Below are 14,414 nucleotides of genomic sequence, written 5' to 3'. Positions count from 1 at the left end.
GCATCGGGGTCACCGTCCACTTCGATCAGCTGGTTGCAGAAACGGGTGACGCGCTTCTTCGTGCCTTCGAAGATGTCGTGGTACTCGGCCCAGCCCCAGATGTAGAAAAACTTCTTTCCTTCCTTGACCGCCGCCAGGTCTTCGGCGCTGAGCGTGCCCGGCGCCGCTTCGACCATGCTGCGCGGACCGGCGATGGTGGATACCGCGTCTTCCTGCGATGCCGGGAAATCGTAGCCCTTCGCCAGGGGCGCATCGAGCAGGCGGTAACTGGTATTGATCGACAGGCCGCGCGTCGGCGTGTTGCCGCTGTTGGCCCAGATCGGATGGATGGTCCAGTGGAAGCGGCCGGTCTGCGGGTCCTGGTGCAGGTAGGTCTTGATCTCGCGGATGAACATAAAGGCGCGCTGCGCGGCGATCAGCGCTTCCTCGGCGGCGCGGGCGCTCTTTTCGGCTACCGTTGCACTGTCTTTGGCCGCAGCGGCGGCGTCGCGCATGCGTCGCGCAAGGTCACGGCCGAGCAGCACGAGCAGGCCGGCAAAGACCGCCAGGAGGACGTCGGTGATTTTGACCTCGTAGAAGAAGGAATGGATCCAGTCCACCGGTTCCGCGCTGTCTGCCGTGGCCGGCACCGCGGCAGGTGTCGCGGCTGCAGCAGGTGCATCGGCGGCGGCAGCCGGCTTTTCCGCCGCCGGTACCGGTGTCTCCGCTTGTTCCTGTGCAACAGGCGCCTGTTGCGCCTCCTGTTGCGCATCGATCTGCTTCGGTTCTTCGGCCTTGGCGAACTGCCCGACGCCGAACGCGAGCACGAGCGCGGCGAAAAAATGTCTGACTTGCATGAACTGTCCTCCCGGTGGATTTGCGTGCGGCAATACGCCTGAAAAGACCTTAGTCTGTCGAAACTTGCTCAAGTTCAACACTGGCGACGCTGTTTCCGTCTGTATCATTACGGGTGACCCCAACAAGAAAAGGAAAACCATGAACCTGGAAAAGGTCGTCTTCGCCTTCTTCATCGTCTTTGCCGCCACGCTCAACTTCGGCTTCTTCATCGGCGACATCGAACGTCCTGAACTGCACAACGTGTACGAGCTGTTTGCGGCCATCGTGGTCAACATGATCGCCACCGTGCTCAAGTTCGGCGACCGCACCCAGATCGGCGCGGTGCATCTCTCCACCAGCCTGGTCGCCGACATCCAGCTGATCGCCGCCGCCGTCACCTGGGCGCTGGCGGTGCACGTCACCGGCACCGGCATGACGGCAGACGTGACGGCGAGCGTGGTATCGCTGTCCGGCGGCGCGCTGCTGGCCAACATCATTTCCGTGGTCATCCTGATCGTCGAAACGGTAATGATGCGGCGCTGACGCAATGAACAGCGTCTTCTTCCTCGTACTGCGGCGCATGCGCGCGCCGCTCATCGCGCTCATCGTGTTCTACGCGATCGCGGTGCTCGGGCTCACGCTCGTGCCCGGCGTCAATGCCGACGGCACGCCCGCGCCGCCGATGAGTTTTTTCCATGCCTTCTACTTCATCAGCTACACCGCGACCACCATCGGCTTCGGCGAGATCCCGACCGCGTTTTCCGACGGGCAGCGGCTGTGGGTGACCGCCTGCATCTACTTCACCGTCGTCGGCTGGACCTATTCCATCCTCACCCTGCTGGCGCTGCTGCAGGACAAATCCTTCCAGCACACGCTGGTCGCTTCGCGTTTCGCGCGCCGCGTCGCGCGCATCCAGACGCCGTTCTACCTCGTCTGCGGCTGCGGCGAGACCGGCGGCCTGATCTGCCGCGCGCTCGACCTGATGGGCTTTGACTTCGTGATCATCGACAAGAATGCGCAACGCATCGAGGAGCTGGACCTGGAGGATTTCAAGACCAACGACCCCGCCCTGGCGGCGGATGCGCGCCTGTCGGCCAACCTGCTGATGGCCGGCGTGCGGCATGCCCGCTGCCGCGGCGTGCTGGCGGTGACCAATGACGACGAGTGCAACCTTGCCATCGCCATCAACGTGCGCCTGCTCAACCCGGCGATTCCCGTGCTGACGCGCGTGCGCAACCCGGCGGTGGCCGAAAACATGCGCTCCTTCGGCACGCACCACATCGTCAATGCCTACGAACGCTTCGCCGAATATCTCGCGCTGGCGGTGTCCGCGCCGGAAGCCTTCCGCCTGATCGAGATCCTGACCGGACTGCCCGGCTCGCCGCTGCCCGAAGTGCACCGGCCGCCGCGCGGCAAGTGGATCATCTGCGGCTACGGCCATTTCGGCCAAGCGGTGGCGCACTACATGTCCCTGCCCGGTATCGAACTCACCATCGTCGACCCCGACGGGGAAGGCCCGGAGAACGGCCGCCTCGTCATCGGTTCGGGCACCGAGGCGGGCGTGCTGCACGAAGCCGGCGTGATGGAAGCCGGCGGCATCGTCGCCGGCAGCAACAACGATATCGCCAACCTGTCCATCGCCATGATGGCCAAGCAGATCAATCCGAAACTGTACGTCGTCGCGCGGCAGAACCAGGCGGCCAACGACCTGCTGTTCGAAACCTTCCGCGCCGACTTCAGCATGGTGCACACCCGCGTCGTCGCCCAGGAATGCATCTCCATCCTCACCACGCCGCTGCTGGCGCGTTTCCTCCACGCCGTGCGCCAGGCGGACGAGCCCTGGAGCAAGGCGCTCGCGCAACGCCTGGAATCGATCTGCGACGGGCTGGTGCCGCAGGTTTGGGATATCCGCCTCGAAGGGGTATCCGCGCCGGCAGTGCACAAGGCGCTGAACATGCAACAGCGGATCGCCGTCCGCGACCTCCTGCGCGATAACGCCGAGCGCGATGACATGCTGCCGGCCGTGGTACTGATGGTGGAGCGCGAGGGGCGTTCTTTCCTGCTGCCGGAGGACGGATTCCCGCTGCGGGAAGGCGATGCAATCCTGCTCGCCGGCCGCCACCAGGTGCGCTCGGTGCTCGACCTGACGCTGAAGAATGCGAACGCGCTGGACTATGTGCTGACCGGCGTCGACCAGCGCGGCGGCTGGGTGTGGCGGGCGCTGTTTGGAAAGGAAAAGCGTCAGTAGGGCGACGCACCGCCGGAATGAGCTTCGCCGCTCGCATGGCGGGTTTCGCTTCGCTCTAATCCAGTAAAGCACCGTAGGGAGGGTAGAGCGCAGCGAAACCCACCGCGTCACGACATCCCGCTCCCCCACAATCCTGTTTCCCTCGGGAACTATCATTCCTCACAGCATGTCTTCCCTTGTCTCTCGGCAATGCGCCGGCCATGACAAGAACACATTGCCAAGGAATGAAGTCCAGACCCCACCAGCGCTCCCTGCTTCCCCTCGCAGCCCTGCAAGGCGCCGTCGGAAGTTTCGGCGGCTTCATCGGCTTTTTCGTCATCGGCGCGCACGATCTCGATGCGCTGTTCCGTTATACGGCCGCCATGCTCACAGCGGCGATGGCGTCCACCTTCCTTGCCTATCTGATCAGCCCGCGCCTGCGTATCGGCGGCACCGGCCTGGTGCGGCTCGGCCTGCTGTTCCCCGGCCTGCTGCTGCTCGTGGCCGACGGTTCGGTTGCCCTGACGGCGATCGCCTTCGGCTCCTACCTCGGCATGACATGGACAGGAAGGCACGCGCTCGAGATGTCGCTGCTGGCCGACAGTGAGCGCGACCCGTACGCGGCGCGCTCGGGCACCGCCACCATCGTCCTGAGTTTTTCCGCGACCCTGGCCTCGACCGTGCTGCTTGCCGCCTTCAGCGAGCAGAGCCGCTATGTGTACTGGCTGTATGGCGCGTTCTGCATCTTCGGCGCGCTATTCCTCGGCAAGGCCATCCCGCCCACCGACCCGGTGGTCCTGAAGGCCCCGCTCGCGGTGATCCGCCAGCCGCGCTTCATCGCCTGCCTGCCGATCTTCTTCCTCGAATCCGGCCTGTTCGGCATAAGCCAGGCAATGGCCGCCACCGGCGCTTCCAACGCACTCGGCGTGGCCAGCCATTTCGGCTGGGTGACGACCGTCGCGGGACTGGCCGGTGGCGCCGCGCTCTACATCACGCGCAAGAAGCGCAACAAGGACAACCGCGCGCACTGGTTCGGCGGCGCCTGCCTGGTGATGTCGGCCTCCTACCTGCTGCTCGGCGCGAGTGCATGGATTCCGGCGCTCTACATCGTGCATTCGATGATGCGCGCGGCGGGCGCGCCCTTCCTCGCCGCCAGCCAGCAGGTGCTCAACCAGTGCACGCTCGACATCCGCGGCGAGCTCGCCGACCGCATCTTCGCGCGCGAGCTGGTGCTGTGGGTGCTGCGCATGGCGGCGTTGTTCCTGTTCTGGGGTCTTGCCATGGTGCTCACGCCGCTGCATCTGTTCCTCGCCGGCTCGGCCTTCCTCGCCGGGGCGATGGCGACCGAATACGCGATCGGCCGGGCGCTGTTCTGGAGCAGTGCCGCCGCAAGGACGGCCGAGCCCGCCTAAGCATGCACATCGTTTGATCAAGATCAGAAGCCGCGCCCGCGGCTTCGCCCTATCCTTCCTGCGCACCTTCCCACGCCGCGCACCGCAAAAACATGCCGCGCGGACACACCAAAACGCCTGACTTCCAAGGTCACGAGTTTGGCTCGGCAGGCCAATGCGCCATCCCTCGTTGCCCGCGATTCTTGTCTTAATCTAAACACACTGATGTTGAGGAGACGCGCCGGCCGCATCCGCCGGCGCCAAGACAAACGAAAAGGCCGCAAAGGCCTGAGGATCAAGGCATGAATGACAAGTACAAGCTGGTGGGCCCCATCTATGACTGGTTGAGCGCCGTATACAGCGGCAAATCGATCCACCACTGCAAGGTGGCGATGCTCGACAAGCTCAAGCCGGGCGACAAGGTCTTGTTCGCCGGCGTCGGCCATGGCAAGGATGCGGTGTATGCCGCAAGACTGGGTGCCGACGTGACCGTGGTCGACCTCTCCGAGACGATGCTCAAAAACTTCCAGCGCAACCTCGACAAGGAAGGCGTGAAGGTGCGCATCCGCCAGCTGCACAGCGACATCATGAAGGTGCGCGAATTTGAAAAGTACGACATGGTGGTGGCCAACTTCTTCCTCAACGTGTTCGACGAGGAGATGATGCACCGCGTGCTGGAACACCTGATCCGTCTCGGCAAGCCGGGCGCGCATGTGGTGGTCGGCGATTTCGCCTACCCGACCGGGAACATCCTGTCCCGACTCGCCAAGAAAGCCTACTGGTACGGCGCCGTGCTGTTCTTCTGGGCCTTCGCCGGCAATGCCGTGCACAAGATCTACAACTACCCCGAGTCGATGCAGAAGCTCGGGCTGCATGTCCGTGAAAAGAAGCATTACAGGCTGCTGCTTCTGAATTGCTATTGGTCGGTGCTGGGAACGAAGCCGGCAAACCGCTAGCGGACGTCTCCTTCCCCTTCAAGGGAAAGGCCGGGATGGGGATGGGTTTCTTTCGCTCGAACACTTCCCCCATCCCCACCCTAGCCCTCCCCTTGAAGGGGAGGGAACCTCCACTCTCCGCTTCATCCCCACCGCCAGGGAGGCTGTTTTGCAAGAACAAGCACAAGTGCAAGTCATCACACTGGACCGTCCGCTGGTCGCGGATATCACCCACCTCGACATGGCGCGGCGCGTCGCCTGCCTCAAGCAGTTCGGTTCGCACTCGATGTCGTTCTCGACGCTGCAACCCGACATGTCCTATTTCGACATGCCCGGCGTCGGCTACATCGCCTACGCAAGCTACTGGGGCATGCGTTTCGCGCTGGCCGACCCGGTGTGCCACCCGCACCACCGCACACTGATGCTGGACCGCTTCCTCGAAAAATACCCCAGCGCCGTCTTCGTGCAGGTCAGCAAGCCGGTGGTGGACCACCTGCACAACCACTACGGTTACTACGGCACACAGTTCGGCAGCGAATCGAAGATCGACCTCGAAACCTGGTCGCTGCGCGGATCGAAAAAGCAGATCATCCGTACCGCGATCAACCAGGCGCGCAACCAGGGTATCGAGATCCGCGAGGCGGGCTTCAATCCCGACGTGAAAAAGATTTCCGAAGCCTGGATCCAGACCCGCCGCTGCAAGAACAACGAGATCCGCTTCCTGATCCGCCCGATGCTGATCGATTACCGCGACGGCACGCGCTACTTCTATGCCTACCTGAACGGCGAAGCGGTCGGTTTCATCTTCTTCGATCCCGTCTATGCGAACAACAAGCTGATCGGTTATGTGCCGAACATCTCGCGCTCGTCGGCCAATTTCAAGCAGGGCCTGTGGTACGCGCTGATGGCGCATGCGATGGAGGTATTCAAGGCCGAAGGCGTGCAGACCCTGGACCTCGGCCTGGTGCCGCTGATGATGGCGAAAGAGGTCGAACCGCAGGAATCGCGCGTGCTGCGCATGACCATGTCGGTGATCCGCGAGCGCATGGATTTCCTCTACAACTTCAAGGGCCTGGAGTTTGCGAAGTCGCGCTTCCAGGGCCGCGTGGAAAAGACCTACTGCTGCCATCGCAACGCCTTGCCGGGTCTCGCGATGACCGCCATGTTCCGCCTCACCCGCATCATCTGAACCACTCGCCGGAGAACAAGCAATGAAACGCCGTACCGCCCCCATCAGCGTGCAGACCGCCCTGTCCGGCAAGCGCATCCTGCTGACAGGAACCACCGGTTTCCTCGCCAAGGTGGTACTGGAAAAACTGGTGCGCACCGTGCCCAACGTCGGCCGCATCATCCTCGTCATCCGCGGCAGCCGTGAGTGCCGCACCGCGCGCGAGCGCTTCGAGAAGGAAATCGCTACCTCGTCCGTGTTCGAGAAGCTGCGCGAAGAGCAGCCGGACTACCTGGCGCGCTTCTTCGCCGAAAAGATCGAGTGCGTGACCGGCGAAGTCACCGAACCCAGCTTCGGCCTGCCGGCCAACAAGTTCATCGAACTGGCCTCGCGCGTCGACGTGGTCATCAACGCCGCCGCCAGCGTCAACTTCCGCGAACCGCTCGACCAGGCGCTGGCCATCAATGCGCTCAGCCTGCATTACATGACGGCGCTCACGCGCGTCGCCAATGCGCCGCTGATCCAGGTCTCGACCTGCTACGTCAACGGCTACAACCGCGGCGAAATGCGCGAGCAGATCGTGCCGCCGGCCGGCGCGCCCATCCCGCGCCATCGCGACGGTTACTACGATGTCGAGGCGCTGATCACGCGGCTGGAGCAAAAGATCGAGCAGGTGAAATCCGCGGTGCGCGATCCGAAGCTGCGCGAACGGCGCCTGACCGAGCTCGGCATTGCCGAGTCCAACCGCTATGGCTGGAACGATACGTATACCTTCACCAAATGGATGGGCGAGCAGCTGGCGATGCGCGGCATGGTCGGCCGCCCGCTGACCATCGTGCGCCCGTCCATCATCGAAAGCACGCTGCAGGAACCCGCGCCCGGCTGGATCGAAGGCGTGAAGGTGGCCGATGCGGTCATCCTGGCCTATGCGCGCGGCAAGACCAACTTTTTCCCGGCCAAGCCGGACGAGATCATCGACATCATCCCGGCCGACCTCGTTGCCAACAGCATCCTGCTCGCCGCCGCCGAAGCGGTGGCCGATCCCGAAGGCCACCGCATCTACCAGTGCTGCAGCGGCTCGGGCAATCCGCTGCGCCTGGGCGAAATGATCCGCCTGCTGGAGGATGAATCGAAGCGCAACTGGCAACAGTACGACCGGCTGTTCTACAACCAGCCGCGCGATTTCCGGGTGGTGGGCAACACCACCTTCCGTGTGGCGATGGGCGCGATGCGCGCTGCGGTGACTGCGTGGACGGGGTTGCGCCGCCTGTGCGGCGCCGCCGGCGAGACCAAGGCGATGGAAAAGATGCGCACCACGCAGACGCTGGCCATCACCTTCTCCTTTTACACGCAGCCGCGTTACCGCTTCCACAACAAGAACCTGCTGTCACTGGTGAAGCGCTTCCGCACCCATGACAAGGTGCTGTTCCCGGTCGACGCGAAGCTGATCAACTGGACGGATTACCTGTGCAAGATTCACATGAGCGGCCTGAACCGCTACGCATTGCGCCGCAAGGATACGAAGGCCGTTGCCGCACCGGCAAGCGTGGTGGTGGAAGCCGTGCCGGCTGCAGTGCCGGCCGCCGAAGCCGTGCAATGAGCCTCTGACATCGAATTCATTCCTTCAGGAACCTTTTCCCATTCGTAACCTCTGAGGTGTTGCAGTTGGTTACGAATTTTCTTTTGACAGAGTGGGAAAAGGTCTGCTGTGAAGTTTGTTGCAAGTCTCCGCCAGCATTATTCCATCCATACGATTTTGCCCCTTGCCGTGTTGCTGTCCGCCTGCGGCGGAAGTCCGCTGGAAGACGAGGGCACGATGCTGCCGCCGGCGCAACTGGGCGCGACGCCTGCGATGCAAGGCGCCGCCAAGCGCCCGCCTGCGCAGGGGGAGTTCAACCTCGACATCTGGAACGAACACAAGTGGTACGAGTGCGACTGCGCACGGGAATCCACGGCGCCGGTGCCGTAATGGCGTCCGCTATTGCTCCAGCTCGGGATAGTGCCGGAACACATCGTCGTTATTGAAAGGCAAACGCCGCTTCGACTTCAGATACGCCTTGATCCGCTTGCGCGCCGCGACCCGGCCGTGCAGCGCGACGACGAGCGGGCAGGCCGGCTCCAGCCGCGCCATCGTCTTCGGAAAGGCATAGCGCAAACCCTCCACGAGCTGGAACAGCGACAGGTCGGCATAGGTCGGCATGTCCGCCGCCAGCCATTCTCCCCCGGGGCGGCGCCGCAGCACCGCTTCGAAGTAATCGAGAAATTTCGGTATCCGCGCGGCGGTGAAGTCCGCCGCGCGCCTGTGCGCCTCTTCCTTCTGCTCTTCGTAATACAGGCCGGACCCGATCGGGTGATGCGTGTCATGCGCCTCGGCCACGCAATCGGCGACTGTGAGTTGCAGCTGGTGCACCCACAGCCGGCCCGCCTCGTCCTCCGGCGCCAGCCCGAGGCGCGGGCCGAGGAACAGCAGGATGTTCGCCGTCTGTCCGATCACCTGCCCGCCTGCGCGCAGGAAGGGCGGCGCGAAGGGGAGATGCGCGGCACTTTCCATCAAGCGGAACATGGCCGCCATGCCCATCCCGCTGCGCTCCGATCGCCGTGCGACGTCCACGTAGTCGGCGCCGCCTTCCTCCAGCGCAAGCCGCACGAATTCGCCGCGTCCTTGTATCTCCGGCCAGTAATAGAGCTCGTATTGCATGGAACGGCCTCCGCAAGAAGATTGTCGAATGACCAACTGTCAAGCCGCCGCGCGGCCCGCAAGCGTTGACGGGTGTGACTTTCCGCTATCTAATGACGCTCCGCGCTTAGCTTATTCACATTTCTGTATAAGCATAGTCGGGAAAAATTGTTGTCCTGCGCACAGCGCCCCATTAAAGTGCGTTATTACCAGAAGTAATTCCAAAGGGCGCCCATATAACTTCCCGCCGCCCGCCACCAAGAACAACCCATGAAGCTGTCGTTCAAGAATATTGATAAGCGTTTTTCGAGCCTGCACGTCATCGACGGCTTTTCGCGCGAGTTCGATGAAGGCCAGCTCGTCGCCCTCGTCGGCCCGTCGGGCTGCGGCAAATCGACGCTGCTGCACATCGCCGCCGGCCTGGAAAAGCCGAGCGCGGGCCAGATCCTTGCCGGCGGCAAGCCGGTGGAACGGCCGGCGCCCGAGCGCATGCTGATGTTCCAGGAAAACGCGCTCTATCCGTGGATGACGCTAGCGCAGAACGTGTCGATGGCGCTGGAGCTGCAGAAAGTCGACAAGAAGCAGGCGCGCGAGCAGGCGTTCGCGTGGCTGGAGAAGGTCAACCTCAAGGGTTTCGAGGATTACTATCCGCACCAGGTGTCCGGCGGCATGCGGCAGCGCGCGGCGCTGGCACGCGCCTTCATCACGCAGCCGAAAGTGCTGCTGCTGGACGAACCCTTCGGCGCGCTCGACGCTCTCACCCGCATGACCCTGCAGGATGTCTTGCGCGACCTGATCCGCGAAGCGCGCCCGACGGTGCTGCTGGTCACCCATGACGTGGACGAGGCACTGTTCCTCGCCGACCGTATCCTGGTGTTCAGCCATCGCCCGGCGAAGGTGTTGAAGGAGTTCAACCTCGAACATTACGAGAAGACGCACGACCTGTCGGACTTTGCCGATGTGCGGCGCGAGATTTTGGGATTGCTCGGCATCCGTGCGGAGCACGAGGACATACCATTGACCGAAGGAGCAGGAATATGAAAACCGGGAAAATGTTGCTTGCCGCATTCGCGGCATTCGCCATCGCCGCACAGGCAAACGCACAGGAAAAATTCAAGGTGGGCTACCTGCGCGTGATGGACGATGCGCAGGCCATCCTGGCGCAGGAAGCCGGCCTCTACAAGAAGCATGGCCTGGACGTGGAGCTGGTCGAATTCAAGTCCGGCACCGACCTGATCAAGGCTATCGTCGGCGGCCAGCTCGACTCCGGCGTGCTGGGCTTTACCAACGCAGTGGCCTGGGCCTCCAAGGGCGCGGACCTGAAGGTGGTGGGTGGCGCGCAGCACGGCTACCACGCGATCATCGCGCGCGACGAAACGGGCATCAAGAAAGTCTCCGACCTGAAGGGCAAGACGCTGGCATCGCAGGCCGAAGGCAGCACCGCTGACACCGTGCTCAAGGGCGTGGTGTTGAAGCAGGCCGGGTTGAAGCCGGACGAGGTCAACGTGATGGGCGTGAGCCCGCAGGTCGCGGTGCAGTCGCTGATCGGCAAGCGCGTCGACGCCGCCTTCCTGTTCGAGCCGCAGGCGAGCATCGCGCAACTGGTCGCGCCGGTGAAGCAGATCTATGAGATCGGCGAAGTCTGGCCCTTCCCCTGCATGGTCGTCATCACCTCCGGCGACACGCTGAAGAAAAAGAAGGACGCGGTGTGGAAGTCGCTCGATGCGCAGAAGGACGCGATCGACATGCTGCAGAAGAAGCCGACCGAGGCATCGAAGTACATCGCCGGCTATTTCATCAGCGAGCCGACGCTCAAGACGCTGAACAAGGGCGAGGTGCCGCGTGAAGCCGTGATCACCGATGCGATCAAGAGCCAGACCTTCAGCCCGGTGCTGACCGGCAAGGAACAGGCCCGCATGCAGGAAATCGCGGACATCCTGCAGGAGCAGGGTTCGCTCAAGACGCGCGACGGCAAGCCCTTCGACGTGAACAGCATCCTCGACCTCAGCTGGCAGAAGGAACGCAAGCTGTAAGATAGCTTCCCGGATCCACAGCAGACGAACACATGGCCGGCCTCCCGCCGGCCATCGCATTTAAGAACAACATGAGCACCAAGACACGCCTTTCCGGCAACAGCAAGAAGATCGCCTTCATCCTCGCCGTGGTTGTCATCCTCCTCGGCTGGCAGGCCGCCGCGTGGTCGCTGCCCGACTTCCTGATGCCGGACGTGCACACCGTGATCGCGCGCCTGTGGGAAGAGATGCAGTCCGAGAACTTCCGCACCGCGCTGTGGGGCAGCCTGTTCCGCCTCGGCACCGGCTACGGCTCGGCAATGCTGTTCGGCGTCGGCTTCGGCCTGATCGGCGCGATCCTGTTCTTCTTCCGTGAAGTGCTGAAGTCGGCCATCATCATCCTCCAATCGATCCCGTCGATCGCCTGGGTGCCGCTGTTCCTGATCCTGATGGGCTTCGGCAACATGCCCATCATCGTCGTCGTCGCCATCTCCGCCTTCTTCCCGGCGGCGCTGTCGGTGATGAACGCCACCGAGAGCGTCCAGCAGGTGCATGTGTCTGCGGCGCGCGTGATGGGCGCCTCACCGTGGGAACTGCTCAAGCGCGTCTACCTGCCGGCCGTCATGCCGGAACTGATCACCGGCGCCCAGCTCGCCTTCGGCAATGCCTGGCGCGCGTTGATTTCCTGCGAAATGCTGGTCGGCTTCGGCAAGGGCCTGGGCCGCTCGCTCTCCTACGCCGGCGAGACCGCCGACATGGTGGGCGTGATGACCAACATCCTCGCCATTGCGATCATCGCGCCGCTGATCGACCAGCTGCTGCTCGAGCGCCTGAAGCACCGCGTGCTGCGGTACCAGTACGTCTGACCATGAACATCTCGCTCCGCCTGTCCCGCCTCCTGCTTGCCGTCGCGATCGCCGGCATCGGCAGCGATGCGCTGGCGAGCGGACTGGATCGCGCGCGGCAGCGCGGCAAGCTGCAGGCAGGCATCCAGTACGTGGTGCCGGAATACAAGGGCGGCATGAAGTTCCGCACGCCCGAGACCCTCGATAACGCGCTGCTGGAAGACGTGGCCAAGCGCCTGTCGCTGCCGCTGGCGGCAGTACCGGCTTCCTCCGGCAAGGCCGACTTCGTGCTGGCCACCGTCACCGACAAGGACCCGCTGCATCGCACCCACACGATCATCCCCACCGGCTATTCGGCCGGCCCGATGGCGATCATGCGCAGCGACACCGATATCAAGCGCTGGGAACAGCTCAAAGGGCGCAAGGTCTGCGTCTCCGAAGGCGGCGTGCACGCGGGCAGCATTGCGGCGAAGTACGGCGCCATCGAAATGGTGGTCAAGGCGCCGGCCGATGCACTCATCGCCGTGCGCGTCGGCGAATGCGATGCGACCGTGCACGACAGCGCCATGCTGGAAGAGCTGATCACGTATCCGGAATGGAAGAAATTTTCCGCGCGCCTGCCGACGGGGCCGCGCACCTCGCTAGCCTTTGTCGTGCCCGCGTCCGATGCCAAGACCGCCGCCTTCCTCAGGCAGGTGGCGGCGGAATGGAAGGCCGGCGGCCATCCCGACAAGCTGATGAAGACCGCCGTGCGCAATATCGCCTTCGAGGTCTACCTGGACCAGAACGTCCCCGATTGCCATTGAGAATATGAGGGCGCGCGGTTGCATGCGTCCCTGCATTCCCCTACATTGGTACTGCTTCGCCCCTCAATCCGGAGCCAGGACCATGCCGAGAAACAATCGCCCGCCGAAGAAACGCATCCTCCTTGCGCTGCAGGGCGGCGGCGCGCATTCCGCGTATGTGTGGGGTGTCGTCGACCGCCTGCTGCAGAACGAAGAGATCGAGATTGCCGCCGTCAGCGGCACCAGCGGCGGCGCGATGGTCGCCGCCGTCCTGGCCTGCGGCCTGAGCCTGGAAAAGGACCGCGACGACAAGCCGCTGACGGATGCCGGGCGCCGTACCGAGACGCGCAGGCTGCTCAAGCAGTTCTGGACCAATGTCGCCGCCATCGGCGACTTTTCCCTGAACCCCTACCGCTTCATCGCCAATCCATGGCATCCGTCCTGGAACATCGACGGCACGCCGGTTCCCGTGGCGCTCAATGCGCTGTCGCTCGTCATGTCGCCTTACCAGCGGCCGTTCGATGTGCGGCAGAACCCGGTCGCGCTGGCGCTTGCCGACTGCATCGATTTCGAGGCCCTGCGCGCCAGCACCTGCGGGCCGGCGCTGTATGTCTGTGCGACCAATGTCCGCACCAGCCAGCTGCAGACATTCTGCAAGCAGGAAATCGATATCCCGCACCTGCTCGCTTCGGCCTGCCTGCCGGTGGCCGACCGGGCGGTGAAGATCGGCGACGAATACTACTGGGACGGCGGCTACGTCGCCGACCCCGCGCTGATTCCCCTCATCCGGCACCACAAGCGCGAGAGCCGCGACCTCGTGATCGTCGGCGTCAACCCGATCGTGATGGACAAGGACCGGCTGCCGCCCGACACCGCATGGGAAATCATCGACCGGATGAACGAGATCAACTTCAACGCATCACTGATCGGCGAGATCAAGCGCATCCACGAGATCAACGAACTGCTGCGCCAGCTGCGTCCGCATGCCGAGGCCTTGAAGGCCTGCTCGATGCTGCACGACAAGGTCGAAGTGCGGATGCACTACATTCCGCCGCATGCCGACATGGCCTGCTATGGCGTGGCGAGCAAGAGCAACACTGCACTCGCCTTCCTCAAGCACCTGCGCGAGCTGGGGCGGGAAGTGGCTGCGGCATGGGAGAACGGCAGTATCGATGGTGGTGGCGCGCCGCTGCTCGGCGTGTCGTCCGATACCAACCTCGAGCGGTTGTTCATCAACCCGCACCACGTGGACGCGGCGACCTTGCCGGAAGCGGTGCAGGGGGCGCGCACGATTCCGGGTGCGCCGGAATCGGTGCAGAAGGCGGTGGTGGAGCCGGCGGCGCAGGGTTAGCGGTATGTGCGAATGCATGGTGGGTTTCGCTTCGCTCTACCCACCCTACAGTCCTTTATAAAGAAACGTAGATCCTATGAAGAGGTGAGCCAGTTGCAAAAGCTATCCTTAGAATTTGAAGTGCGACCAACAAATCGAGGAGAACGACATGCAACCGACTCACGAGAACGATTTTACGCTGAATGGGATGTTGACGGTGGCGCTGGA

At 63.4% G+C, this 14,414-nt stretch carries 14 protein-coding genes; 12 read left to right on the top strand and 2 right to left on the bottom strand.

Annotated elements, in window-relative coordinates; all coding sequences use genetic code 11:
* The coding region (locus tag VFF99_RS05250; protein ID WP_325015656.1) for a hypothetical protein at nucleotides 1–836 on the bottom strand (836 nt) is incomplete at its 3' end.
* 139 nt (nucleotides 837–975) lie between these two features.
* On the opposite strand from VFF99_RS05250, the gene VFF99_RS05245 reads away from it, so the two are divergent.
* From VFF99_RS05245 to VFF99_RS05215, 7 genes are all read left to right on the top strand, one after another.
* Nucleotides 976–1,359 (top strand): DUF6394 family protein, encoded by a 384-nt coding sequence (locus VFF99_RS05245; RefSeq protein WP_325015654.1) that lies wholly within the window; start codon nucleotides 976–978, stop codon nucleotides 1,357–1,359.
* A 4-nt stretch (nucleotides 1,360–1,363) separates the two neighbouring features.
* Complete coding sequence (locus VFF99_RS05240) at nucleotides 1,364–3,064, top strand: potassium channel family protein (RefSeq protein WP_325015652.1); 1,701 nt, start codon at nucleotides 1,364–1,366, stop codon at nucleotides 3,062–3,064.
* Between the two features lie 224 nt (nucleotides 3,065–3,288).
* On the top strand, nucleotides 3,289–4,455 hold the full coding sequence (locus tag VFF99_RS05235) for a hypothetical protein (RefSeq protein WP_325015651.1): 1,167 nt from the start codon (nucleotides 3,289–3,291) through the stop codon (nucleotides 4,453–4,455).
* Between the two features lie 281 nt (nucleotides 4,456–4,736).
* Nucleotides 4,737–5,390: a class I SAM-dependent methyltransferase gene (locus VFF99_RS05230; RefSeq protein ID WP_325015649.1), complete on the top strand. Its 654-nt coding sequence runs from the start codon at nucleotides 4,737–4,739 to the stop codon at nucleotides 5,388–5,390.
* 166 nt (nucleotides 5,391–5,556) lie between these two features.
* Complete coding sequence (locus tag VFF99_RS05225) at nucleotides 5,557–6,558, top strand: DUF2156 domain-containing protein (RefSeq protein WP_325015648.1); 1,002 nt, start codon at nucleotides 5,557–5,559, stop codon at nucleotides 6,556–6,558.
* A gap of 22 nt (nucleotides 6,559–6,580) precedes the next feature.
* A complete protein-coding gene (locus VFF99_RS05220) occupies nucleotides 6,581–8,137 on the top strand; it encodes a fatty acyl-CoA reductase (protein WP_325015646.1) in 1,557 nt (518 codons plus the stop codon).
* A 108-nt stretch (nucleotides 8,138–8,245) separates the two neighbouring features.
* Nucleotides 8,246–8,506: a hypothetical protein gene (locus tag VFF99_RS05215; RefSeq protein ID WP_325015644.1), complete on the top strand. Its 261-nt coding sequence runs from the start codon at nucleotides 8,246–8,248 to the stop codon at nucleotides 8,504–8,506.
* Nucleotides 8,507–8,515: 9 nt separating this feature from the next.
* On the opposite strand, the gene VFF99_RS05210 is transcribed toward VFF99_RS05215, so the two are convergent.
* On the bottom strand, nucleotides 8,516–9,235 hold the full coding sequence (locus VFF99_RS05210; protein ID WP_325015642.1) for a glutathione S-transferase: 720 nt from the start codon (nucleotides 9,233–9,235) through the stop codon (nucleotides 8,516–8,518).
* A gap of 249 nt (nucleotides 9,236–9,484) precedes the next feature.
* On the opposite strand from VFF99_RS05210, the gene VFF99_RS05205 reads away from it, so the two are divergent.
* From VFF99_RS05205 to VFF99_RS05185, 5 genes are all read left to right on the top strand, one after another.
* Complete coding sequence (locus tag VFF99_RS05205; protein ID WP_325015641.1) at nucleotides 9,485–10,255, top strand: ABC transporter ATP-binding protein; 771 nt, start codon at nucleotides 9,485–9,487, stop codon at nucleotides 10,253–10,255.
* Nucleotides 10,252–11,247: an ABC transporter substrate-binding protein gene (locus VFF99_RS05200; protein ID WP_325015640.1), complete on the top strand. Its 996-nt coding sequence runs from the start codon at nucleotides 10,252–10,254 to the stop codon at nucleotides 11,245–11,247. Before VFF99_RS05205 ends, VFF99_RS05200 begins: the two co-directional genes overlap by 4 nt.
* A gap of 71 nt (nucleotides 11,248–11,318) precedes the next feature.
* Entirely contained in the window at nucleotides 11,319–12,092 is a 774-nt protein-coding gene (locus VFF99_RS05195; protein ID WP_325015639.1) for an ABC transporter permease, read from the top strand.
* Nucleotides 12,093–12,094: 2 nt separating this feature from the next.
* On the top strand, nucleotides 12,095–12,877 hold the full coding sequence (locus VFF99_RS05190; protein WP_325015637.1) for a transporter substrate-binding domain-containing protein: 783 nt from the start codon (nucleotides 12,095–12,097) through the stop codon (nucleotides 12,875–12,877).
* 82 nt (nucleotides 12,878–12,959) lie between these two features.
* Complete coding sequence (locus tag VFF99_RS05185) at nucleotides 12,960–14,207, top strand: patatin-like phospholipase family protein (RefSeq protein WP_325015635.1); 1,248 nt, start codon at nucleotides 12,960–12,962, stop codon at nucleotides 14,205–14,207.
* Nucleotides 14,208–14,414: the final 207 nt, after the last annotated feature.

The sequence above is a fragment of the Noviherbaspirillum sp. genome (assembly GCF_035654295.1).
In the GTDB taxonomy this organism is placed as follows: Bacteria; Pseudomonadota; Gammaproteobacteria; order Burkholderiales; family Burkholderiaceae_D; genus Noviherbaspirillum.
Note: the sequence above shows the minus strand (reverse complement) of the source record. Positions and strands in the feature narration are given on the sequence as shown.